Consider the following 22,655-nt stretch of genomic DNA (forward strand, 5'->3'; position numbering starts at 1 on the left):
CAATGATCAAGAAACTCACAGCAACCGCTATCCTGGCTTTGGGCCTCGCCACTGGCGCAGCTCAGGCCGCCGGTGGTGGCGACCAGCATATCGAAGACATCGCCTTCTCGTTCGAAGGGCCGTTTGGCACCTATGACAAGGAACAGCTGCGTCGTGGTTTGAAAGTCTACACCGAGGTCTGTTCGGCCTGTCACGGCCTGCAATATGTGCCGCTGCGCACGTTGGCAGAGCCCGGCGGACCGGAATACAGCGAAGATGAAGTGCGCGCCTATGCGGCTGAAAACTTCACCATCTATGATCCGGAACTGGATGATGACCGCCCGCGCAAGCCGGCTGATCATTTCCCGACCGTGTCGGGTGAAGGCATGGGCCCGGACCTAAGCCTGATGGCAAAAGCCCGCGCTGGTTTCCACGGCCCGGCTGGCACCGGTATCAACCAGCTCGTGCGCGGCATGGGTGGTGCGGAATACATCTACAGCTTCCTGATCGGCTTTAACGGTGAGGAACAGGAAGTTGCTGGCAACTTCCTCAATGGCAACGACGCGTTTGCCGGTGGCTGGACCTCGATGCCTCCGCAGCTGGAAGACGGTTCGGTTGACTACGATGACGGCCACAACAACTCGGCACATCATCTTGCTGAAGACGTGTCCGCCTTCCTGATGTGGACTGCAGAACCGAAAATGCACGCCCGCAAGCAAACCGGCTTTGTTGCCGTGCTGCTCTTGGTGGTGCTGACCTCGCTGCTGTACCTCACCAACAAGAAACTCTGGGCCCCGCACAAGGGCAAGAAACTGGACCTGTAATCACGGGATCAGATGAGTTCAAAGGGCGCCCGATGTGGCGCCCTTTTTTGTTGGGGGAGAAACGCGTTAGAGATTGTGAAGGTCTGGAGTGCGGACTTTGCGGACATTGTTGCCATTCGGTGATGTCCGCAAACCTTACACTTTCTTCTTTCATGAGCCCTGTTAGGATGTTGCGAAATATCTATGCTCCGAACAAAATCAAGAATAACTGGATTGGCGAAAATGGGTGCAAGCACACCACTAAATCAAGAGCTGGATGAAGTGGAACTAGAAATCATTGGGCGACGTGGCGAGGGCATCCGTGCCTTGTTCGATGCTCAAGTCTCGAAGGCGGCATCGCATTTGGCAACGGCATCTTGTCTTCAGGCAGGTGATATCGCTCCTGAATTTTCGCTTCTATCGACAACTGATCGGGCGACTTCTCTGCAGGCAGCCCTACTTCAAGGTCCGGTCATCTTGACGTTTTATCGGGGTAGTTGGTGCAATTTTTGCGATATGACACTGAAGGTTTGGGAAAATTATGTCCCTGAAATCTCAGCCAAAGGCGCAACACTTTTTGCGATTTCACCTGAGACTTCAGAAAATGGCCGCGCTTTCAAGAAGGCCGCCGGGCTGTCCTATGAGCTTCTTTGCGATGCTGACAATTCTGTTGGAGATGCATACGGCCTTACTTTTACATTGCCAAAAATAGTTCGCGAAAAACTGGTCGAATTAGGAACAGACGTCGGCGGCCGAAATAGCAGTGGGGAATGGGACGTACCCGTAACCGCGACCTTTTTGATTGGTCAAGATCAGCACATCTTGCTCGCTGATTGCGGACCTGATTATCGACAAAGGCTGGACCCTAAGCTTGTGTTAGCATCCCTGTAAAAACAATGTGCACAACCAACTGTTGACGCAAACAGCGCCATGCACTTTGGGCTCAACCCAGCCATTTACTGCTAATCCCGTACCCCAACGCCCCTCACGCACTCACTTCTTGTCGCGGGCGGCTTTCTCTTCTTTGGTCAGCTTGGCGTTCCAGACATTGTTGCTCAGGCCCAGCTCAGGTGGGTTGGGCTTGGTCTTGCCTTTGGTGACCTTGCCGCCCTTTGCCAGATATTCCTGAACAAGGGCGTCATCGGTGTTTTCTTTTGGAATATGTTTCATGGGGCCAGCCTAGTCCTTGCTCTGCCCAAATAGCAACCATCGGATGTTGCAGGGGGCCGCAGTTGTGCGGCCCGCCGTGTTCTTTGATTAATTCGACCAGTTGGCAATCACGTCAAACCCTGTGGGGGATGGCGTGGCTTCCAGAAAGTCTGAAAACTGGGCCCAAGCTGCGGCGACGGCTTCGGCATTGGCATCTGAAATTTCTTCGCTTTCGACAAGCGCCACAACATAGCCAGACCCGTCTTCATTCATGACATTGATAAACTGCAACATGCCGGGCATCGCCATGATCTGGCTTTTCATAACGTTCAGCTTTTCGGTAGCCGCGTCTCTTGATCCAGCTTTCATTTTATATTCGGTAACTCGTGCAAACATCACTCCCTCCAATCTATGAATAGTTTATGGTTTGAAAGTGGTGACTATATCACAGCCGGGGGTTTCTTTCAAAAAAGCACCAGATTCAGCCGCCCAGATATTCCCTAAGCACTACGGGTGGATTGGCGAAAATCTCACCCGTGGCGACCGGTGCTTGCGCCGTGCCCTCCGCCACCAGCACCACCTGATCGCAGATCTCGCGGGCGTCCTGCGGGTCATGGCTGACCATGAGGAGGGTTGCTCCGGTCTCGTCCAGAAGCTCGGCGACCAGTGCAAGCATCTCGGCTTTCAGTGCAGGTCCCAGCGCGCCAAAAGGTTCGTCGAGCAGCAGCAAAGGTCGGTCGCGCAGCAGCACCCGGGCAAGGGCCACACGCGCGATTTGCCCACCGGAGAGCTGCGCAGGTTTGCGGTCTCCCATGCCGGTCAGCCCAACGCGGGCAAGGGCCTGTTCGACGCGGGTTTTCTCATCGGGTGAGAGTTTCAGATCTGGCCGCAATCCCAGTCCGACATTTTGTGTGACGGTCAGATGGGGAAACAGGTTGTTGTCCTGAAACACCATGCTGATGGGGCGAGCAGCAGGGGTGGGGGGCATCGCGTCCCCTTGCCAGAGGACCTGTCCTTGAGCCATCGGTTGGAACCCGGCGATGGCGGCGAGCAAGGTGGATTTTCCTGCCCCGGACGGGCCAAGCACGGCAATGCGCGCGTCTTTGGGAATGCCGAAATTGGCGGCAAGCTGGAAATCCCCAAGGTCAATCCGGGTGTTTTCAAGTGTCAGCATCGGCGCGACCTCCTCGGTCGAAGATCCAGAACAGTAAAAGCGAGAGCCCCAGCAATAACACAGCGGCGGCGGCGGCATCTGCCATCCGATAGGCGCTCATCAGGCGATAAAGTTGCAGGGGCAGGGTGGCAATTTCGGGATTGGCGAACATCGCGATCACACCCAGATCCCCCATAGAAAGGGCGGCGGCAAGGCCAAGCGAAAAACCGATCTGGCGCCTGAGGCGGGGCAGCCAGATGAGGCGCAGGCGGGTTACACCGACCAGGCCAAGCCCATCCGCCAGAGGGCCATAATTCCGCTCCACCTGCGCCATCGCAGGGGCTATAATACGCAAGGCAAAAGGCAAGCTCATCGCGGCATTGACCAACGCGGTTACCGGAAGCGCAAGGTCGGACGGGCGCATAAACGGAAAGATCACGATGAAAAGACCGGTGCCAATGACCAGCGGAGAAGCCGCAATGGTCAGATAGCCCACGCCTTCGATCAGCCGGGATCCGCGCCGTACGGCATAGGCGGCAATAGGCAGGGCCAACGCCAGGGTCAGGGCGGCGGATCCGAGGGCAACAGAGATCGACCGGAGCGCGGCCCACCACACATCGCCGGGCAGCGATGCGAGCCCCGGCACGCCATTCATCAGGATCATCGACAGAGGCAGTACCAGAAAGAGCGCGGCAAAGCTGATGGATATCACATCCAAGCCACGCTGCATGGGGGTGCTGTCCCAGCGGGTCACGGCGCGATCAAGGCCAGTGCCTGTGTCCTGAGGGATCGCAACGCGCAAGGCGATGGTAGCCGCAGCCGCCCCCATCGCAAATTGCACAAGCGCCAATTTGGCCGCCCGCCCCAGATCAAAGTCGAAGCGAAAGGCTTCGTAGATCGCGAGTTCCACGGTGGTCGCACGGGGGCCGCCGCCCAGTGCCAGAGCAACTGCGAAGGAGGAGAGGCAGATCAGGAATATGACAAGGAACGCACCGGGGATCACCTCGCGCAGCATGGGGCGCTCCAATGTGCGGGCAATGTCACGTGACCCCATGCCGAGAGAGGCAGCCAATCGGAAGCGTTCCGCCGGGATGGACAGCCAGCCTTGCAGGATCAGGCGGGTGGCGAGGGGGAGATTGAAGAAGACATGGGCGAGGATGACGCCATGATAGCCGTAGATCGAAATCGGTTCGAATCCTAGCGCCATCAACCCCTGCGACACCAACCCTTTGCGGCCAAATACCGAGATCAGACCAAAGATGGCAACGATCACCGGGAGGATGAAAGGCACCCCGAGCAAGGTGATCAGCACCCCACGCCCTTTAAAGCGACGTCGTGCCAGTGCGCGTGCCACCGGGATGGCGAGCAGCACAGAGAAAAGCGCAGAGAGGGCAGCCTGCCAGAGGGTGAAACGGATGGCGGCCCAATCACGCGGGATCAGGCCAAGTGTTGCGCCGCTGTCAGGAGCGGCCCCCAGTTCGGCGCGCAGCGCCACCACCAGAAGCGTGCCCAAGGTCAGGCAGACCACCACCCCCAGCGCAAGTGTGCCAAGGGTGGTGGTGCGGTTTATTTCCACGAAGCGGCGAGCCATTCGTCCAGAGCTGGTTTGCGCAGCGCTTCTGCTTCATCTTCCGAGAAGAACAGCGCCTTGGCGGGAACAGCCAGTTTGCCAAACCCTTCTGGCAGCTTGTCGTCCGCAAGCTTGGCCGGGAACGACCAGTTCGAGGTGGGGATCGCGGCCTGGAATTCTTCGCTCAGCACGTAATTCATGAAGGCATCGGCCAGTTCGGGTTGATCGGTTCCGGCAATCTTGCCAGCCAGTTCTACAAAGAAATAATGGCCTTCGTCAAAGATCGCGGCGGACTTGGTCATGTCCTCTTCTGCGATGATGTGATAGGCGGGCGACGTGATATAGCTCAGCACCATGTCGGCTTCGCCATCGGTGAACATGCCATAGCTTTCCGACCAGCCTTTGGTCACGGTCAGCACTTTCGGGGCCAGCTTGTCCCAGGCTTCCGGTGCCTTCTCGCCATAGATCGCCTTGACCCAGAGCATCAGCGCCTGACCCGAGATCGATGCGCGCGGATCCTGAATGACAATCTTGATGTCATCGGGCAAGGACAACAGCGCGTCAAAGCTGGTGGGCGCGGCTTCCAGCTTGGTGTTGTCATAGATGAAGGCGGTATAGCTGTAGTTGAACGGCAGGAATGTGTCGTCATTCCAGTCGATCGGCATGGTCAGGTCAGCGGTGTTCTGGCCGTGAGGCGCAAACAGGCCAGAGGCGCGGGCGCGGGCGGTTACGTCTGTGTTGAGTCCAATCACCACATCCGCTTCGGTGCGCTCACCCTCCAGCAGAAGGCGCGGCAGCACATCGCCAGTGACGAATTGCAGGTCACAGTTGCACTGTGCCTCAAAGCCCTTTTCGATCCCGGGGCCGGGACCCCATTCGGATGCGAAATAATCCGGGGCATAAACCTGCAGAACAGGGGTTTCAGCATGGGCCGCGCCAGCAATCAGCAGGGCACCCGCGACAAGGGAAGTTTTTTTCATGTCATCCTCCAATGGCGCCGGACGGTGTTCGGGTGGGGATGATCCAACCTTCCCTCCGCCGGTCTTAACCGGTTCAGGTTCAACGGGTTCGCGTTATACATCTCAGCCATGGGTCAACCATGGCACCCCGAGGTGCGCCCTGAATGCACGGAAACCGGGGGGATTGGCAAGGGAAATGCACTGTCCCGGCCTGTCCAGATTGAAGAATTGATCGGTCCACCCCACTTGACGGGCCTGTGGATTTCCGCAATGTGAGCGATAACACCCTACATGACGGAGTCGGCCATGCCCGATACACAACGCACGCCCCTTGGCGGTCTCGGCTATGCTTTTGCCGGATTTGCCATCTTTGCCATCCATGACGCCGTGATCAAGGCGCTTGGGATGAGCTACTCTGTCTTCCAGATCATCTTTTTCGCCATGCTCTTTGCCTTTGTGCCGATGGCCGTGGTGATGCTGGCGGACCGGCAGGTGGATAATTTCCGCCCCAATCACCCTTGGTTGATCCTGCTGCGGGCGGCAACTTCGGTGATCGCCATGGCCTCGGCATTTTATGCGTTTACGGTGCTGCCGCTGGCCGAGGTCTATGCGTTGCTGTTTGCCACGCCGCTGGTGATCACGGCCCTTTCGGCGCTCTTGCTGGGGGAACCCGTACGAGCACAGCGCTGGGCGGCGGTGCTGGTCGGGCTTGTGGGTGTGATCGTGGTGTTGCGCCCCGGTGTGACGGTGATCAGCCTTGGGCATATCGCGGCACTGACGGCAGCCTTCATGTCGTCACTCGGCTCGATCATCATGCGCAAGATCGGCGGTGAAGAGCGGACTGCGGTGATGATCCTCTATCCGATGTTGTCTTCGATCCTGTTCATGGGGGCGGCGTTGCCGTTTGTCTATGTGCCGATGGAGCTTACAGATCTCGGCATGGCGGCCTCAGTCGGGTTGATGTCGGTGATCGCGCAGTTCTGCCTGATCGCCGCCTATCGGGCCGCCCCCGCCGCGGTTGTGGCGCCGACGCAATACAGCCAGATCCTGTGGGCCACGGTATTTGGCGCGCTGTTCTTTGCTGAATTCCCCGATATTTGGGTCGGTATCGGGGCCTCGATCGTGATTACCTCGGGTGTCTTTATCGTTTGGCGCGAAAGCCGTCCGCAGGTTTCGGAGCGCAACCCAATCCTGCGCAATCCGAACATGCGTTACGACGCCGGTGTTAGCCCGAAACCGAAGCACCGCCGCCCGGTGGAGAAGGCAAAATAGGGGCGCTGCCCCTCACCTCTTCGAGGCTCACCCCGAGGTATATTGGGCAAGAAAAAGAGCGTGCGTCGTTTTGGGAGGACTGGGTGGTGTCTTCTGTGAGAACGCAGGCACACTGCAATCTTCCCTTTCCTGCCGGTCCCCGCTATCAGGGAGAAAGCAAAGGAGCGCGCCCATGTCGATGAACAGTTTTGGTCATGTATTTCGTGTCACCACCTGGGGTGAAAGTCATGGACCCGCTTTGGGCGCAACTGTTGATGGCTGCCCTCCTGGTGTGGCACTTGAGGCGGAGATGATTCAGGTCTGGCTCGACAAACGTCGTCCCGGACAGAACAAGCACACCACGCAGCGCAACGAACCGGATCAGGTGAAGATCCTGTCGGGCGTTTATGAGGGAAAAACCACCGGCACGCCGATCCAGCTGATGATTGAAAACACCGATCAGCGCTCGAAAGATTATGGCGAGATCGAAAAGACGTTCCGCCCGGGTCATGCCGATATCACCTATTGGCAGAAATACGGTATCCGTGACCCGCGTGGCGGCGGGCGGTCGTCGGCGCGCGAAACCGCAGCCCGTGTGGCCGCAGGTGGGGTGGCACGCGAAGCTCTGAAGGCACTGGTGCCGGGGATTGAGATCAAGGGCTACATGACCCAGATGGGAGACCTGCATCTTGATCGAGAGAAGTTTGACTGGGACGCGATTGACAGCAATCCCTTCTGGCTGCCCGATGCCACGGCAGTGACCGAGTGGGAGGATTACCTGCATAAAATCCGCAAGGACAATGACTCGGTTGGCGCCGCCGTGGAGGTTGTGGTGCGCGGGGCGCCCGCCGGACTTGGGGCGCCGGTTTATGCAAAGCTCGACACCGATCTGGCGGCAGCGATGATGTCGATTAATGCGGTGAAAGGTGTGGAAATCGGCGAAGGCATGGCCGCGGCTGGCCTGCGCGGCACCACCAATGCGGATGAGATCTTCATGGGGGAAGATGGCCCGGAATTCAGCTCGAATCACGCGGGTGGTATCCTTGGTGGCATTTCCACCGGGCAGGACCTTGTGGTGCGCTTTGCTGTAAAGCCCACCAGTTCGATCCTCACGCCGCGCAAGTCGATCACCAAGATGGGTGAACCGATTGAAGTAATCACCAAAGGCCGCCATGACCCCTGTGTTGGTATCCGGGCTGTGCCGGTGGGCGAAGCCATGGCCGCCTGTGTGGTGCTGGATCACCTGCTTCTGGATCGTGCGCAAACCGGAGGCGCGCGTGGCCCAATCGGCTGAGGCGCTGCGTCAGGCACTGCGCAACGCCCTGCGTGACGGGGGATCGATGGATGCCGCGCATGATCTGGCCCATGCGGATCGGGTCTGGCTGAACGCCCGGATCATTGCGCGCGGTGAAGGCGTGGCGCGTTGTGATCAGCTGATGGCGGCCTGCTATCTGCATGATCTTGTGACCCTGCCGAAAAACGATCCCGCACGCCACCGCGCGTCGTATCTCTCGGCCAAAGCGGCGCGGCCGCTTTTGACCCGGCTTGGCTTCTCAACGGGTGAAACGGATGAGGTCTGTCACGCAATTGAAGCCCATTCGTTCTCGGCAGATATTCCCTGCGATACGCTTTTGGCGAAAGTCGTACAGGATGCGGATCGGATCGAAAGTCTGGGGGCCATTGGCCTTGCCCGCTGCTTCGCGGTGTCCGGCGTATTGGGGCGGCCATTGTTTCACGGGGAAGATCCATTTGGCGAGACGCGCGAACTGGATGATACGGCATATGCGGTGGACCACTTCCGCCTGAAACTCCTATCCCTTCCGGATCAGATGAAAACCGAAACCGGTCGCGGTCTGGCCCGCAGCCGCGCCGAAGTGCTGCGCCGCTTTCTCATGGATCTGGCCGGAGAACTGGGTCAAACCGCCCCGAATTGGTAACGCATAGAAAAGCGCCTCTTTTTCTTGCCGAAAATACCTTGGGGTGAGCGGCGCAGCCGCGAGGGGCAAAGCCCCTCTATGCCATCGCAGCGGCCAATGCCGTATCCATCAGCGCCTTGATCTGGTCCTTCCCTGTCCCAGCCACGATCCGCCCCAACTCCTTGTCGCCTTTCAACACAACAAGGGTCGAGCGGCGGGGAATGTTAAGCGACTTTGCCAGGTCCGAGCGGCCGTATTTGTCCCAATCCACATTAACGAAGGTGATATTGGCGGCATAGGCGGGATTTTCGGATTTCAACACGTTGATCACCCGTTCCTGACGGGCGCAGGTGGAACACCAGCTGGCTTTGAAATCGAGAAACACGGTTTTGCCCTCTGCCAGCGCCTTTTGCACAAGTCCCGGCGAATACTCGGTGGCGGCCTGAAGTGCAGCGGGGGCAACCAGCGCCGCGGCGGTGAAGGTTAGAAAATCGCGTCGTTTCATCAAGGATACTCCTTTACAGGGAAACAGATAGGTCAGTGAGCCAGTAGGGCAGCGTGTCTACGGCCCAGGCTTCGATGGTATGGTGGAATTTCAGCAAGATGGCGGCCCCGACGGCGACGAAAACCCCTCCCATGATCGGGCGCGCGCGGGTGGCAATGACCCGCATGGCGGCCTGACGGCGCAGGATGGCATTTCGTGCGCCATATCCCAGCGCGAGGATGATCGAGGAGACGCCCATGGCAAAAGCCACCATGATGAGCCCTGCCCAGGCAAGGCTTTCGCCCTGCGATGCCAGCGCGATGGCCCCGCCCAAAGTGGGTCCGATACAGGGGCTCCAGACTGCGCCCAGAAGAGCGCCACCCAGAAACTGTCCGCGCAATGAGGCGCGGTCCACATCGTCAAGCTCCTGATCCGCACGGGCAGAAAACCCGGATGAGAGGGTGGTAAACCGTTCTGACAAGGCGGGGACCAACAGGACCAGACCAAAGGCCACCATCAGCGTGGCTCCTGCATTTGCCACGTAATCTTCGTCCAGACCTACGGTATGGCCAAGGGCTGTGACCAACAGGCCAAGCGCCACAAATGACAGGCTCATTCCTGCGGCCAGCGCCACCGGCCCAAGCCGGTGTGCGCCTAATGCGGTGGCCAGCACAATCGGCAGGACCGGAAGGACGCAGGGGTTGATCAGCGTCAGAAGCCCGGCGAGATATCCGAAGATGAGTTCCATGCCGCCAATTTAGGCGTGGTATTGAAATTGTCACATCACGATAGGGGGAGTGGCCATCAAATCCGCGTGGGCAATTGTTTCGGCTGCGTCTTTGACAATTGCACGGCGAGGATGCCAATGGTGATGATCACCACCCCGAGGATATCAAGCCAACCGAGTGCTTCACCCAACAAAACAGCCGCCACGGCCACACCGAAAAACGGGTTGAGGAAATGGAAGGTGGCCGCCTTGACCGCGCCAACCCGCCCGACAAGGGCAAACCAGACCCAGGTGGCCAACAGGCCGGGGACCAAAACCGTATAGCTGAACGCGGCGGCAAGGCGCAGGCTGGGGGTGAAGCTTGGGCTTTCAAGAAAGAGTGCACAGGCGAAGAGTACAAACGACCCGACGAACATCTGGAGCCCCACAATCATCATCAAGTTGCCACCTGCACTGGCCTGACGCACCGCAAGCGTGGCCACGGTCAGGGCAGCCGCTCCGATGAAACACAGGGCTACACCAACCAGGTCGACCCCACCGGACATTCGCACACCCATGATCAGTGCGACGCCGACGACACCCGCCAGCAGGCCAAGCGCGGTCATCGGGCGCAGGCGGTCACCAAACAGCGCCCAACCTGCAAAGGCCACCATCAAGGGCATGGTCGAGGCAATGATCGCGGCAAGGCTTGCCTCGATCCATTGCATCGCTACGAAGTTCAGTCCGAGGTAAAGCGCGTTCTGGCAGATCCCAAAGACCAACACGGCCTTCCATTGCCCGCGGGTCAGGCGCCAGTTTTGACCAAGTGCTTTGGCGATTGCGACGCCAATCAAGCCCGATATGAAGAACCGCAAAGCCAATGAGTAAAGCGGCGGGGCGTCGGCGACAATGATCCGCGCCGAGGTGAAGGCCGACGACCACATCAAGGCAAAAGCCAATCCCATGAAAATCGCGCGTATGTCCATCTGCCCTCGTCTCAATGCTCTTCCGCGCGTTTTGGCGGATGGTCCGACCATAGGCGGGGGGTGGGCAACTGCGCAATGACCCGCCGCATCTGATGAGGTTGAATTTTTTGACCCGTCTGATCAGGAGGGATTAACCGTGTGGCGCTGAAAAAGCCGACCATCGGTGACCGCAAGCCCCAAGGCGATCACGGCAAAACCAGCCCAGGCCGACGCTGGCAGGCGCTCGCCCAGAAACAGGGCGCCAAGGGCGATGGCAAATGGGGGGATCAACAACGTGACCAGCATCAGATTGGCCGCCCCAGCGCGGGTGAGAATGGCAAAATACAGCACATAGGCAAGCGAGGTGGACAGGGCGGCAACACCAATCAACGCCCCCCATGTCGCGGGCAAAAGAGAAAGCGTGGGGGTGCCGTCGACCAGCAGCACAATCGACACCATAAGAATGACGCTCCCCATCAACATTCCGGCGGCGTTCATCATTGGCGGCTGTCCGGCCAAAGTGGTCTTTCCCCAGACGCTGGCCAGCGCATAAGAGATCGCTGCGCCGAGAATGGCAAGCTGGGCGAGATTTCTGGGATCAAACCCGGTCAGCACATCGGGACCCATAATGATTGCCACTCCAAATAGGCCCAGCCCGGCGCCCAGCATCTTGTTTCGGGTTAGTGGTTCATCTTTCAACAACACACCTGCCACCACGGCCCCGAACATCGCGGTGGTGCCATTGAGGATCGAGGCCAGCCCGCTGTCGATCTGCATCTGTCCCCAGAAGATCAGCGAAAACGGGATCGCGTTGTTCAGCGCGCCCATGACCAGATAAGCGCCCCAGATGCGGGGGGCACCGGGCAGGGGGATTTGGCGAATTCGCAGAATGACCAAGAGGATCGGAACCGCCCAGATCACTCGATGCAGAGTGATGGTGAGGGGCGGCAGCTCGCGCAGGGCGATCTCGGCAAAGAAGAACGACCCGCCCCAGACGGCGGCAAGGGCAATCAGCATCACGGCAGCGGGCAAGTCAAAACGATTGGTCATGGTGGATCCTGTGCGGGTTTTGCTCAATGTCTCAGTTCATCGCTGCCCAGACGATCCGTTTCCTGCCCAATCATATGCTCTGGTCTGGAGCGGCAAAAGAAAAGGGCCGCCGGTTGGCGACCCTTTCCGAAACTTGCTGGTCCAGAGACCGTGAAGGCTTAGCCGTTCACGCTGTCTTTCAGAGCCTTGGCAATGGTCATTTTCACAACCTTATCGGCTTCTTTCTGGATCTGTTCGCCGGTGGCGGGGTTGCGAACGGTGCGCGCCGGACGCTCGCGGCAATAGATTTTGCCAACACCCGGCAGGGTCACAGCACCACCGCCGGACACTTCTTTGGTGATGATGCCCACCATGGCTTCGAGAGCGGAGCCGGCGGTCTTCTTATCAGCACCCATTTCTTCGGCCAGGGCAGCAACCAGTTGGGTCTTAGTCATCGGTTTCGACATGTATTTACACTCCTCAAATCGCCCATTGCTTGGGCTTCATTGGCGGCATTTAACTGTATGTAGAGGGACGACACAACGATTTGTTGTAGGAAAAAAAGGGGAAATATGCTGTTTTTTGCCTTTTTCTGTTTGGTCAAAGCGGATCTGCATCAACTTAAAGGACAATCGGGCGAAACGCTGCGGAATGTTCCGTAACGTTAACCGTTTTACAGTGTCGAGGTGAATCGCAGATGCCGCTGCGCAGCATTTCTACAGGAATGCGGTTTCCTCAAAGCTGCGCAATTTCCGGGAATGGATACGCTCAAGTGGCATGCCACGCAGAATCTCCATCGCGCGGATCCCGATCAGAAGGTGGCGCCCCACCTGATCCTTGTAGAAATCAGACGCCATGCCAGGCAGTTTCAACTCGCCATGCAGGGGTTTGTCCGACACACATAAGAGCGTCCCGTAAGGAACCCGAAAGCGAAAACCATTTGCAGCAATTGTTGCGCTTTCCATATCCAGTGCGATGGCGCGGGATTGGCTGAGGCGCTGCACCGGGCCGGTCTGGTCTCGAAGCTCCCAATTGCGGTTGTCAAGCGAAGCCACGGTGCCGGTCCGCATGATGCGTTTAAGCTCATACCCCTCCAGTTTCGTTACACCGGCCACGGCTTGTTCCAGAGCAATCTGGATTTCGGCCAAGGGTGGGATCGGCACCCAAATTGGCAGGTCGGCATCCAACACCTTGTCCTCACGCAGATAGGCATGGGCCAGCACAAAATCCCCCAACCGCTGCGAGTTCCTCAGCCCGGCGCAATGCCCGACCATCAGCCAGGCGTGGGGCCGCAGCACCGCAATATGGTCGGTGGCGGTTTTCGCATTGGATGGCCCGACCCCAATATTGACCAGCGTGATCCCCTGCCCATCGGGCCGGGTCAGGTGATAGCTGGGCATTTGCGGCAGTTTCGCGGGGGTGGGCAAATCTTCATCCGGTTTGGTGATCCGGTGATAACCCGGACCGACAAACCCGTCATAGCCACTGTCGGGATCGGCCAGCATCTTGCGCGCATAGGCCTCGAACTCCTCAACATAGAACTGGTAGTTGGTGAACAGCACATGGTTCTGGAAATCTTCAGGCATGGTCGCGGTGTAATGCGACAGCCGCGCCAGCGAATAATCCACCCGTTGTGCGGTAAACGGGGCCAATGGAGCCAGCCCGCTGTCTTCCCATTCCGCCACCCCGTTCACAATGTCATCATTGGTGGTGTTCAGGTCTGGCACGTCAAACACATCGCGCAGCGGGTATTCCATCGCCCCTTCCTGCGGCACGCTGATATCCGGGTCACGGGCCACGGCGAAATGCACTGGGATCGGTGTCGCTGAAAACCCGATCTCCACCGGCTGCGTGTGGTTTTCCATGATCAGCTTGATCTGCTGTTCAAGGTAATTGGCAAACAGGTCTGGGCGGGTGATTGTGGTGGCATAGGTGCCCGGGGCCGAGACATGCCCAAAGGAAAGCCGCGTATCGCGCTGGGCATGGCTGGTCGTGGTCAGTCGGATTTCGGGGTAGAAAGCGCGAAACCGGCTGTCGGGTTTGGTACCGGAGGCATTTGCTCCGAACTTTTCGCACAGGAACGCGCAGGCAGCGTCATACAGCTCGGTCAGTCGCTTCACTGCGGCGCCCGCGTCGGTGAACACCTCGTGCTCGCCGGTCTCTGGGGTGATGACCGGAATTGTCATATCACTCATTGGCATGGGTCAGTCCTCAAACAGTTCGGTCAATTCAAATTCGTTTACGTCCACCAGCCCAAGATCCGAAATGCGCAGCTCGGGGATGACCACCAGCGCAAGGAACGAGTGCTGGATCGAGGCGTTGTTCAGGGTGCAGCCACAAGACTCCATCGCCTTGACGATCCCTTGTGCCTTGACGGCGACCTCTGAGGCGGGGGCATCAGACATAAGGCCCGCGACGGGCAATTCGACCAGCGCGAGCTCTTTTCCGCCTTGATAGACACACATACCACCGCCGACCTCACCCAGTCGATTGGCGGCCAGCGCCATATCCTCGCGCGAGGTGCCGACCACAATCATATGGTGGCTGTCATGCGCCACGGTCGAGGCCATCGCCATCGGCCCCGTGTAGCCAAATCCGTTCACGAACCCGTTCTGCACCACACCGGTGCCCTTGTGCCGTTCGACCAAGGCCACCTGCGCCACATCCTGCGCCTCGTCCGGTTCGACAATGCCGTCGATCACGCCAAGGTCTCGGGTCAGCGCTTTGGTTGGCGCCTGGTTTTCCACGATGCCAATAACTTTCGCGGTGACTGAATTCTTCCCCTCGGGGGCTTCGATCACAAAGTCCGTGGGGGTGATCTCCTTGCCCATATGCATGGTTGCCTTGGCATGTGCGGGCCAGTCGAGGTGCGGGCAATCGACGGAGATCTTGCCACCCTCGGCCACGATCTGTCCTCGGGCCACCACCCGGTTGATCGGGAGGGTGGTCAGGTCGTCCGTGAAAATCACATCCGCGCGCCGTCCGGGCGCAATAGAGCCTAATTCCCGCTCCAACCCAAAATGGGTGGCAGTGTTGATCGTTGCCATTTGCAGCGCCACGAGGGGATCGCAGCCATAGCTGATCGCATAGCTAAGGGCGCGGTTCATATGGCCTTCTTCGACCAAGGTGCCGGAATGGCAATCATCGGTGCAGAGGATGAAATTGCGCGGATCCAGCCCCTGTTCAGTTACGGCGGTGATCTGCTTTTCCACATCGAACCACGCTGATCCCAGCCGCATCATCGAGCGCATCCCCTGACGCACACGCGCAATCGCATCGGCCTCGCAGGTGCCTTCGTGATCATCCGCCGGGCCGCCTGCGACGTAGGCGTGGAAGTTTGGGCCGAGGTCCGGACTGGCGTAATGCCCGCCAATGGTCTTGCCAGCCGCTTGTGTCGCGGCCATCTCGGCCAGCATCTTTGGATCGCCATGGATCACACCGGGGAAATTCATCATCTCACCCAGACCAATTATGCCCGGCCAGTTCATCGCTTCGGCCACATCCTCGGGGGTGATCTCGTAACCAGTCGTCTCTAATCCGGGGGCAGAAGGGGCACAGCTGGGCATCTGGGTATAGATGTTCACGGGCTGTAACAGAGCCTCATCATGCATCAGGCGCACGCCCTCAAGCCCCAGCACATTGGCGATCTCATGCGGATCGACAAACATGGTCGTGGTGCCATGCGGGATCACCGCGCGTGCAAATTCAGCCGGGGTCAGCATGCCGCTTTCAATATGCATATGACCATCGCAGAGACCGGGGATGAGGTATTGCCCGGCAGCGTCGATGACCTGAGTATCCTCTCCAATGCAATGGCTCGCATCCGGGCCGACATAGGCAAAACGACCCGCCTTGATGGCCACCTGCCAATCGAGCACTTCGCGGGTATGCACATTCACAACACGTCCGCCGGTGATCACCATGTCGGCAGCGGCACGCCCAGCGGCCACCGCAATCAGGTTTGGGGCGCTTTCGGCCCAGGTTTTCAATTCGGGATGGTTGGAATTTGTCGTTGTTCTTTTCTCCATGAAACAATTGTCGACAAATGCGATGTTCGCGCAACCCCCATTTTGATGATGATTTCGTGACGGATCAGCGTCCGGCACGCATCTGTTGTGGTGTGGCGCTAAACTCGTTTTTGAACGCGCGCGTCATCGCCGAGGCGTTTTCATACCCAGCGCGTAGAGCAACCTCTGCAATCGGCAAATTAGTTTCTAATACGCCCTTTCGTGCCGAAATCAGCCGGATCCGCCGATAGATTGCGGAGGGGGGTTCGCCCAGCTCAGTGCGCACCCTTTGTTCAAGCTCTCGAAGAGTGCAGCCTGCGCGGCGGGCGATTTCAGGCAGTGAAACCGGCTCTTCTATTGATGCCCTCATGGCCGACAGCGCACGGCCGACAGTGCGAGATTTGGCAATCGGTGGGGCCACCGAGGGGGCCGCGCCCGGCGCCATGAACAGCATCGCCACTTCCAGCCGCAGGGCCGCACCATGGGCCGCTCCGATCCGGTCGAGTGTCAGATCAAACGCTGCCAGCGCCCCGGTGCAGGTGATCCGGCTGTGATCGGTCACATGACGCTCGCGCACCGCCTCTACCTCTGGAAAAGCCTCTTCGAATGCGCCAAGCTCTTCCCAGTGAATGGTCGCGCGGAACCCATCTAATAGTCCGGCATGGGCAAGAAGCCATGCTCCGGTATCAAACCCTGCCATGACTGGATAGCGTCGCGCAGCTGCCGCGAGAGCTCGGCGACAATCAGGTGTGGCATGGGAGCGATATTCATAGGACGGAAGTGACACCAACATGTCCCCGCGCGCATCTGTCAATCGTTCGTCCGCCGTGACCTGCATCCCCGAGGAGGACCGCACGGTTTTGCCGTCCAATGTGAGAAACCGCCAAGAATAGAGCCTTTTTCCGGTCAGATCATTGGCCGCGCGCAGGGGTTCCACGCTGTTGGCAAGGCAAAGCGCGGAGAAGCGGTCAAACAGGAGGAAGTCTATGATTTCGGACATTGCTGCATGATATGGATGATTGCTGCATGATTAACAGGTGAATTTCGCCTAACGTCAAGGGCAACGCACGGGATCCGCGACGAATCCTTAGAAAGGGAAACGCAATGCACTTTGGTTTGTCCGAAGAACAGGAGATGATCGTCTCCACCGTCCGCAGTTTTGTGGAGAACGAGATTTATCCGCATGAGGCGGAGGTCGAGCGCACTGGGCAGGTACCGTATGAGCTGGGCGAAGAGATCAAGCAGAAATGCATTGATCTGGGCTTTTACGCCTGCAACTTCCCCGAAGAAGTTGGCGGTGCGGGTTTGTCCCACCTCGATTTCACGCTTGTGGAGCGGGAGTTGGGACGCGGGTCCATGGCGCTTACCCATTTCTTTGGCCGCCCGCAGAACATCCTGATGGCCTGCAACGAAGACCAGCGCGAGCGGTACCTGCTGCCCGCCGTGCGTGGCGAACGCATGGATGCGTTGGCGATGACCGAACCGGATGCAGGCTCGGATGTGCGCGGCATGAAATGTCAGGCGCGGCGCGATGGCGGCGACTGGGTGATCAACGGGTCGAAGCATTTCATCTCGGGCGCGGAACACGCGGATTTCTTCATCGTCTTCATTGCGACCGGCGTGGATGAAACTCCAAAAGGCCCCAAAAAACGCATCACCACCTTCCTGGTGGATCGCGGCACGCCGGGGTTCGAGGTGCGCGATGGGTATAATTCGGTGAGCCATAAGGGCTACAAGAACTGCATCCTGACCTTTGACGATTGCCGCCTGCCCGATGCGCAGGTTCTGGGCGAGGTCGATGGCGGCTTTGCCGTGATGAATGAATGGCTCTATGCCACGCGGATCACGGTTGCGGCCTTCAGCGTTGGGCGTGCACGTCGCTGTTTCGACTATGCGCTAAATTATGCAGCCGAGCGCAAACAGTTCGGCCAGCCGATTGGCAAGTTCCAAGGCATCGGCTTCCAGATTGCCGACATGATCACCGAGATCGACGCCGCCGACTGGCTGACACTCGCGGCCGCCTGGCGGCTGGATCAAGGCCTGCCGTCCAACCGCGAGATTGCGTCCGCCAAGCTCTATGCGTCCGAGGCGCTTGCTCGTGTAACTGACACCACACTACAGATTTTTGGTGGCATGGGATTGATGGATGACTTCCCGATCGAACGTTTCTGGCGCGATGCCCGGGTTGAGCGCATCTGGGACGGGACAAGTGAGATTCAACGCCATATCATTTCCCGAGATCTACTGCGCCCACTTGGCGCCTAACCCGGGAGACCCGCCATGACCAACCCCGCCAAGAACAAACCAACCGTCACAATTACCTATTGCACCGGCTGCAACTGGCTCTTGCGCGCCGCCTGGCTTGGGCAGGAGCTTTTGCAGACCTTCTCGACTGATCTGGGCGGCGTGACGCTGATCCCCGGTGAGATGGGTGGAATTTTTGAAGTGACGGTGGATGGGGAATTGATCTGGGAACGCAAGCGCGATGGCGGTTTTCCCGAAGCGAAAGAGCTGAAGGCCCGCCTGCGTGACCGGATCGATCCAGAACGGGACCTTGGTCATATCGATCGAAGCAGTGAAGGAGCATGATCCCGGCCTGAACTTTTGCCGCCGAGGTCATGCAAAGTTTTCTTGCCTTCGGCGAGGATATTTAAGGTCAGAAGAAAAGGGGAAGCCCGAGTTCACCTCATGCCTCCCCGTGAAGAGTTGCCTCTTCTCCTGACGCGGTCATCGGCGTCCCCGCCTGTACCGCAAAGATGAGGAAAGCAGATCATGGTTAAGAAATGGTTTCTTCTTCTGACCCAAAATATCCCCGCCGGAGGCACAAAGTTGAATGCGGAACAGTAGACATGACACGTGACCTCTCGCGTTTGTTGCAGCCAAAATCCATCGCCGTGATTGGTGGCGGGGCATGGTGTGCAGCAATCATTGACCAGTGCAATAAGATGGGCTTTGCCGGAGAAATCTGGCGGGTTCATCCCAAAGGTGGGGATGGCGTCTTTCCGCATATCGAAGATTTGCCCCATGCCCCGGATGCGGCCTTTATCGGCATCAACCGTTTTGCCACAATCGAGGCGGTGGCGGTGTTGTCGAAAATCGGCACTGGTGGCGCGGTCTGTTTTGCCAGCGGGTTTTCTGAAGCGGCTTCCGAAGATGCCAGTGGGGCGGAATTACAAGCAGAACTGTTGCAGGCCGCAGGTGACATGCCGATCCTTGGCCCCAATTGCTACGGGTTCATAAATGCCCTCGACGGTGCGCTTCTCTGGCCCGATCAGCACGGGGCGGAGCGGGTCGCAAAAGGAGTCGCGATCCTGACGCAGAGCTCCAACATCTCGATCAATCTAACCATGCAGTCCCGCGCTCTGCCGATTGCCTATATGGTGACCTGTGGGAACATGGCGCAAACCAGTCAGGCGCAGATTGCCGCAGCGCTTCTGGATGATCCACGCGTCACCGCGATTGGGGTGCATATCGAGGGGTTTGGCGACCTGAGCCACTGGGAAGACTTGGCTGAAAAGGCGCGCGCACGCGGGGTGCGGATCGTTGCCATCAAGGTTGGGCGCTCCGATCAGGCACAGGCCGCGACCATATCCCATACGGCGTCACTGGCTGGTGGGGATACGGGTGCGCAGGCGGTTCTGGACAGGTTAGGTATCGCGCGTCTCGACAGCTTGCCTGCTTTTCTCGAAACCCTGAAACTGTTGCATGTCACCGGGGGGCTGGTATCGAACCGGATCGCGTCGATCAGCTGTTCCGGAGGCGAGGCGAGCCTTGCTGCTGATACCGCCCATGGCCGCAACGTAGTGTTCCCATCGCTCAATGATCGGCAAAGGCGCGATCTGGCGGCGGCGCTGGGCCCGATGGTGGCTTTGGCCAATCCGCTGGACTACCACACTTATATCTGGCGTGATCAAGAGGTGATGACGCAGGCATGGTCGGGGATTGTGGATCCTCAGATTGCGCTCACCTTGGTGATCCTCGACATCCCGCGCGGGGATCGGTGCGATCCGTCAGAATGGGATATTGCGCTGGATGCGGCGGTTGCCGTGCATGAGCAGACCGGAGGGCAGGTGGCCGTGGTCGCCACGTTGCCAGAGCTGCTGCCGGAAGCGGTGGCAGATCGGTTGATGGCGTCTGGTGTCGTGCCGCTGAACGGTCTGGAAGATGCGATGCAAGCAGTTGAAGCCGCTGCATTGGACGTGCCCGCATTGCAGGCTCCGCTGCTGGTAGCGGCAGGAACAGAGCGGGAGGGCGTTGTTCTCAGTGAAGCAGAGGCCAAGATGCGGCTGGCGAAACATGGCGTGGTGATCCCGAAATCCGCGCGTGGATCTGACCCCAATTCTCTGGCTGAAACCGTCGGTTTTCCACTGGTTCTGAAGGGGGAAGGTATTGCCCACAAAACCGAGGCTGGGGCGATTGCTTTGGGTCTGGAAACTGTAAATGCAGTGTCTATTGCGGCGCAAAACATGCCATGTGACAATTTCCTCGCCGAAGAAATGATTGAGGGGGTGGCGGCGGAACTGCTGGTCGGTGTCACCCGCGACCCTGCTCATGGTTTTGTACTGACACTGGCGGCTGGCGGGGTCATGACGGAATTGCTTGAGGATAGTCAAAGCCTGCTGATCCCTGCTAAGCGTGAGGATATTAAGCGGTCTCTCGCGCGGTTGAAATGGGCCAAACTGATCGCCGGTTTCAGAGGTAAACCAGCTGCAAATAACGAAGCCATTCTGGACGCTGTGATGGCGGTTCAAGATTATGTGGTCGCCAATGTCGACCGGACTTTGGAAGTCGAGATTAACCCGCTCCTCTGCACGCCTGACCGGGCGGTGGCAGCGGATGCGCTTATTAAGGAGGTGCCCGCAGATGGCGCAGTTTGAAGATCTGAGTGCAGATATCACAGAGGGGCCGATCCGTACCCGGCGCGAAGGCGCGGTGCTCGAGGTGACACTGGACCGTCCCAAAGCCAATGCGATTGATCTCGCGACCTCGCTCATCATGGGGGACGTCTTTGCCGCCTTCCGTGATGATCCAGATCTTCGGGTGGCGATCCTGCGCGCAGAAGGGGACAAGTTCTTCTGTCCTGGCTGGGATCTGAAGGCCGCCGCTGATGGTGATGCCGTCGATGGTGACTACGGCGTGGGTGGTTTTGGCGGCTTGCAGGAATTGCGTGACATGAACAAGCCGGTGATTGTCGCGGTGAACGGAATTTGCTGTGGCGGTGGTCTGGAACTTGCCATTTCCGGCGACATGATCCTGGCCGCCGAGGAGGCCACTTTTGCCCTGCCAGAAATTCGCTCCGGTACCGTGGCGGACGCCGCCAGCGTGAAACTGCCCAAACGTATCCCCTATCATATCGCGATGGAGCTGCTGTTGACCGGCCGATGGTTCGATGCCGAGGAAGGGCATCGTTGGGGGCTGATCAATGAGGTGCTGCCCGCCAATCAACTTCTGGATCGCGCTTGGGAGCTTGCCCGCCTGCTCGCCTCTGGTCCGCCACTGGTATACGCGGCGATCAAGGAAGTGGTGCGGGATGCTGAAGACAGCAAGTTCCAAGATGCCATGAACAGGATCACCCAGCGCCAGTTGCGCACGGTGGATGTGCTCTATGGCAGCGAGGATCAGCTTGAGGGCGCCCGCGCTTTTGCCGAGAAACGTGATCCGGTTTGGAAAGGTAAGTAACGCCAGATCAGTCTGGTTTTGAACCGGGCCTTTCCCTGCGGATGCAGTGACGCTACATGTGGCACATGGAAAAGACGTTATTCATCTTCGGATATGGCTATTCGGCGCAGGCATTGGCGCGCGTGTTGAAGCCTCAGGGCTGGACGGTTATCGGAACCTCGCGTGAAGGTCGCGAGAGGACGATCCTCTGGCCGGGCGAAGATCTCTCGGAGGCGCTGGGCCGCGCCACTCATCTGCTGATTTCGGCAGGGCCGGACGCCGAGGGTGATCCCACGTTGCGTGGAGCGCACGAACAAATCATTGCCGCCGCGCCGCATCTGGATTGGGTTGGGTATCTCTCGACCACTGGCGTCTATGGCGACCATGATGGCGGATGGGTGGACGAAAATACTCCGCTGACCCCGGCCACCAAACGGGGCCAGATGCGCGTCACTGCGGAAGCCGCCTGGCAGGATCTGGCGTCCAAAACCGGTCTGCCCCTGCATATATTCCGACTGGCAGGGATCTACGGCCCTGGACGTGGGCCATTTGCCAAGGTGCGCAAAGGCACCGCGCGGCGGATCATCAAGAAAAATCAGGTTTTCTCGCGCATCCATGTAGAGGATATCGCTCAGGTTCTCGCGGCCTCAATTGCACAGCCCAATCCCGGGGCGATTTACAACGTTTGTGATGATATCGCCGCCCCGCCCGAAGATGTTCTGGCCCATGCCGCCGAACTCCTGGGCCTTCCAGTGCCCCCGGCAGAAGATTTCAACACGGCTGAGATGACCCCAATGGCGCGCAGTTTTTACGCGGAATCAAAACGGGTGCGCAATGATCGCATCAAGAATGAGCTGGGCGTGAAGCTTCTTTACCCCGATTACCAGACTGGGCTGGCTGCTCTTCTGAACGCTGGTGAATGACACCGTCCTCCCATCGGGCAACGCTCATCTTCTGACCGGAAATATCCCGGGGTGAGCGCATAGCGCGAGGGGCAGCGCCCCTAGGATCACAAAGTGAGCCACG

General features: G+C 58.7%; 23 protein-coding genes and 1 riboswitch. Of the genes, 10 read left to right on the forward strand and 13 right to left on the reverse strand.

What is annotated here, in order from left to right; translation table 11 throughout:
• Nucleotides 1–2 precede the first annotated feature (2 nt).
• Together O2N63_RS13160 and O2N63_RS13165 are read left to right on the forward strand one after the other, a co-directional pair.
• Nucleotides 3–803, forward strand: a complete 801-nt coding sequence (locus O2N63_RS13160) for a cytochrome c1 (protein ID WP_271054740.1) — start codon at nt 3–5, stop codon at nt 801–803.
• Nucleotides 804–986: 183 nt separating this feature from the next.
• The gene (locus O2N63_RS13165) at nt 987–1,673 is read left to right on the forward strand and encodes a peroxiredoxin-like family protein (protein ID WP_271054741.1); all 687 of its coding nucleotides are present in this window, start codon (nt 987–989) and stop codon (nt 1,671–1,673) included.
• A 102-nt stretch (nt 1,674–1,775) separates the two neighbouring features.
• Here the strand turns inward: O2N63_RS13165 and O2N63_RS13170 are convergent, their stop codons facing one another.
• From O2N63_RS13170 to O2N63_RS13190, 5 genes are all read right to left on the reverse strand, one after another.
• Nucleotides 1,776–1,952 (reverse strand): hypothetical protein, encoded by a 177-nt coding sequence (locus tag O2N63_RS13170; RefSeq protein ID WP_271054742.1) that lies wholly within the window; start codon nt 1,950–1,952, stop codon nt 1,776–1,778.
• 87 nt (nt 1,953–2,039) lie between these two features.
• Nucleotides 2,040–2,327, reverse strand: coding sequence for a hypothetical protein (locus O2N63_RS13175; protein ID WP_271054743.1), 288 nt, complete (start codon nt 2,325–2,327; stop codon nt 2,040–2,042).
• A gap of 85 nt (nt 2,328–2,412) precedes the next feature.
• The gene (locus tag O2N63_RS13180; RefSeq protein WP_271054744.1) at nt 2,413–3,105 is read right to left on the reverse strand and encodes a thiamine ABC transporter ATP-binding protein; all 693 of its coding nucleotides are present in this window, start codon (nt 3,103–3,105) and stop codon (nt 2,413–2,415) included.
• Nucleotides 3,092–4,675 carry a thiamine/thiamine pyrophosphate ABC transporter permease ThiP gene (locus O2N63_RS13185; RefSeq protein WP_271054745.1) on the reverse strand — a complete coding sequence of 528 codons (1,584 nt, stop codon included), beginning with the start codon at nt 4,673–4,675 and terminating at the stop codon, nt 3,092–3,094. Before O2N63_RS13185 ends, O2N63_RS13180 begins: the two co-directional genes overlap by 14 nt.
• The gene (locus O2N63_RS13190) at nt 4,651–5,634 is read right to left on the reverse strand and encodes a thiamine ABC transporter substrate-binding protein (protein ID WP_271054746.1); all 984 of its coding nucleotides are present in this window, start codon (nt 5,632–5,634) and stop codon (nt 4,651–4,653) included. Before O2N63_RS13190 ends, O2N63_RS13185 begins: the two co-directional genes overlap by 25 nt.
• Nucleotides 5,635–5,667: 33 nt before the next feature.
• Nucleotides 5,668–5,774: riboswitch (TPP riboswitch) on the reverse strand.
• A gap of 145 nt (nt 5,775–5,919) precedes the next feature.
• On the opposite strand from O2N63_RS13190, the gene O2N63_RS13195 reads away from it, so the two are divergent.
• The 3 genes from O2N63_RS13195 to O2N63_RS13205 all read left to right on the forward strand — a co-directional run bounded on the left by O2N63_RS13195 (nt 5,920) and on the right by O2N63_RS13205 (nt 8,801).
• The gene (locus O2N63_RS13195) at nt 5,920–6,885 is read left to right on the forward strand and encodes a DMT family transporter (protein WP_271054747.1); all 966 of its coding nucleotides are present in this window, start codon (nt 5,920–5,922) and stop codon (nt 6,883–6,885) included.
• 172 nt (nt 6,886–7,057) lie between these two features.
• The gene (aroC, locus tag O2N63_RS13200) at nt 7,058–8,158 is read left to right on the forward strand and encodes a chorismate synthase (RefSeq protein ID WP_271054748.1); all 1,101 of its coding nucleotides are present in this window, start codon (nt 7,058–7,060) and stop codon (nt 8,156–8,158) included.
• Complete coding sequence (locus O2N63_RS13205) at nt 8,142–8,801, forward strand: HD domain-containing protein (RefSeq protein ID WP_271054750.1); 660 nt, start codon at nt 8,142–8,144, stop codon at nt 8,799–8,801. Before aroC ends, O2N63_RS13205 begins: the two co-directional genes overlap by 17 nt.
• A gap of 76 nt (nt 8,802–8,877) precedes the next feature.
• Here the strand turns inward: O2N63_RS13205 and O2N63_RS13210 are convergent, their stop codons facing one another.
• From O2N63_RS13210 to O2N63_RS13245, 8 genes are all read right to left on the reverse strand, one after another.
• Nucleotides 8,878–9,285: a thioredoxin family protein gene (locus O2N63_RS13210; RefSeq protein ID WP_271054751.1), complete on the reverse strand. Its 408-nt coding sequence runs from the start codon at nt 9,283–9,285 to the stop codon at nt 8,878–8,880.
• Nucleotides 9,286–9,298: 13 nt separating this feature from the next.
• On the reverse strand, nt 9,299–10,012 hold the full coding sequence (locus O2N63_RS13215) for a cytochrome c biogenesis CcdA family protein (protein WP_271054752.1): 714 nt from the start codon (nt 10,010–10,012) through the stop codon (nt 9,299–9,301).
• 56 nt (nt 10,013–10,068) lie between these two features.
• Nucleotides 10,069–10,956, reverse strand: coding sequence for a DMT family transporter (locus O2N63_RS13220; protein ID WP_271054753.1), 888 nt, complete (start codon nt 10,954–10,956; stop codon nt 10,069–10,071).
• A gap of 120 nt (nt 10,957–11,076) precedes the next feature.
• Nucleotides 11,077–11,985 carry a DMT family transporter gene (locus O2N63_RS13225; protein ID WP_271054754.1) on the reverse strand — a complete coding sequence of 303 codons (909 nt, stop codon included), beginning with the start codon at nt 11,983–11,985 and terminating at the stop codon, nt 11,077–11,079.
• 158 nt (nt 11,986–12,143) lie between these two features.
• The gene (locus O2N63_RS13230; RefSeq protein WP_271054755.1) at nt 12,144–12,431 is read right to left on the reverse strand and encodes an HU family DNA-binding protein; all 288 of its coding nucleotides are present in this window, start codon (nt 12,429–12,431) and stop codon (nt 12,144–12,146) included.
• A 249-nt stretch (nt 12,432–12,680) separates the two neighbouring features.
• Nucleotides 12,681–14,159, reverse strand: a complete 1,479-nt coding sequence (locus O2N63_RS13235; protein ID WP_271054756.1) for an AMP nucleosidase — start codon at nt 14,157–14,159, stop codon at nt 12,681–12,683.
• 9 nt (nt 14,160–14,168) lie between these two features.
• A complete protein-coding gene (gene ade / locus O2N63_RS13240) occupies nt 14,169–15,992 on the reverse strand; it encodes an adenine deaminase (protein WP_271054757.1) in 1,824 nt (607 codons plus the stop codon).
• Nucleotides 15,993–16,056: 64 nt separating this feature from the next.
• Nucleotides 16,057–16,971, reverse strand: a complete 915-nt coding sequence (locus tag O2N63_RS13245; protein WP_271054758.1) for a GlxA family transcriptional regulator — start codon at nt 16,969–16,971, stop codon at nt 16,057–16,059.
• Nucleotides 16,972–17,075: 104 nt separating this feature from the next.
• On the opposite strand from O2N63_RS13245, the gene O2N63_RS13250 reads away from it, so the two are divergent.
• The 5 genes from O2N63_RS13250 (at nt 17,076) to O2N63_RS13270 (ending at nt 22,552) form a co-directional block, all read left to right on the forward strand.
• Complete coding sequence (locus tag O2N63_RS13250) at nt 17,076–18,236, forward strand: acyl-CoA dehydrogenase family protein (protein WP_271054759.1); 1,161 nt, start codon at nt 17,076–17,078, stop codon at nt 18,234–18,236.
• Between the two features lie 15 nt (nt 18,237–18,251).
• The gene (locus O2N63_RS13255; protein ID WP_271054760.1) at nt 18,252–18,560 is read left to right on the forward strand and encodes a SelT/SelW/SelH family protein; all 309 of its coding nucleotides are present in this window, start codon (nt 18,252–18,254) and stop codon (nt 18,558–18,560) included.
• 260 nt (nt 18,561–18,820) lie between these two features.
• The gene (locus O2N63_RS13260) at nt 18,821–20,848 is read left to right on the forward strand and encodes an acetate--CoA ligase family protein (protein ID WP_271054761.1); all 2,028 of its coding nucleotides are present in this window, start codon (nt 18,821–18,823) and stop codon (nt 20,846–20,848) included.
• Entirely contained in the window at nt 20,835–21,650 is an 816-nt protein-coding gene (locus tag O2N63_RS13265) for a carnitinyl-CoA dehydratase (RefSeq protein WP_271054762.1), read from the forward strand. Before O2N63_RS13260 ends, O2N63_RS13265 begins: the two co-directional genes overlap by 14 nt.
• 65 nt (nt 21,651–21,715) lie before the next feature.
• Nucleotides 21,716–22,552, forward strand: coding sequence for an SDR family oxidoreductase (locus tag O2N63_RS13270; protein ID WP_271054763.1), 837 nt, complete (start codon nt 21,716–21,718; stop codon nt 22,550–22,552).
• Nucleotides 22,553–22,655 lie beyond the last annotated feature (103 nt).

Origin of the sequence: Aliiroseovarius salicola, assembly GCF_027891095.1 — a bacterium.
GTDB lineage: Bacteria > Pseudomonadota > Alphaproteobacteria > Rhodobacterales > Rhodobacteraceae > Aliiroseovarius > Aliiroseovarius salicola.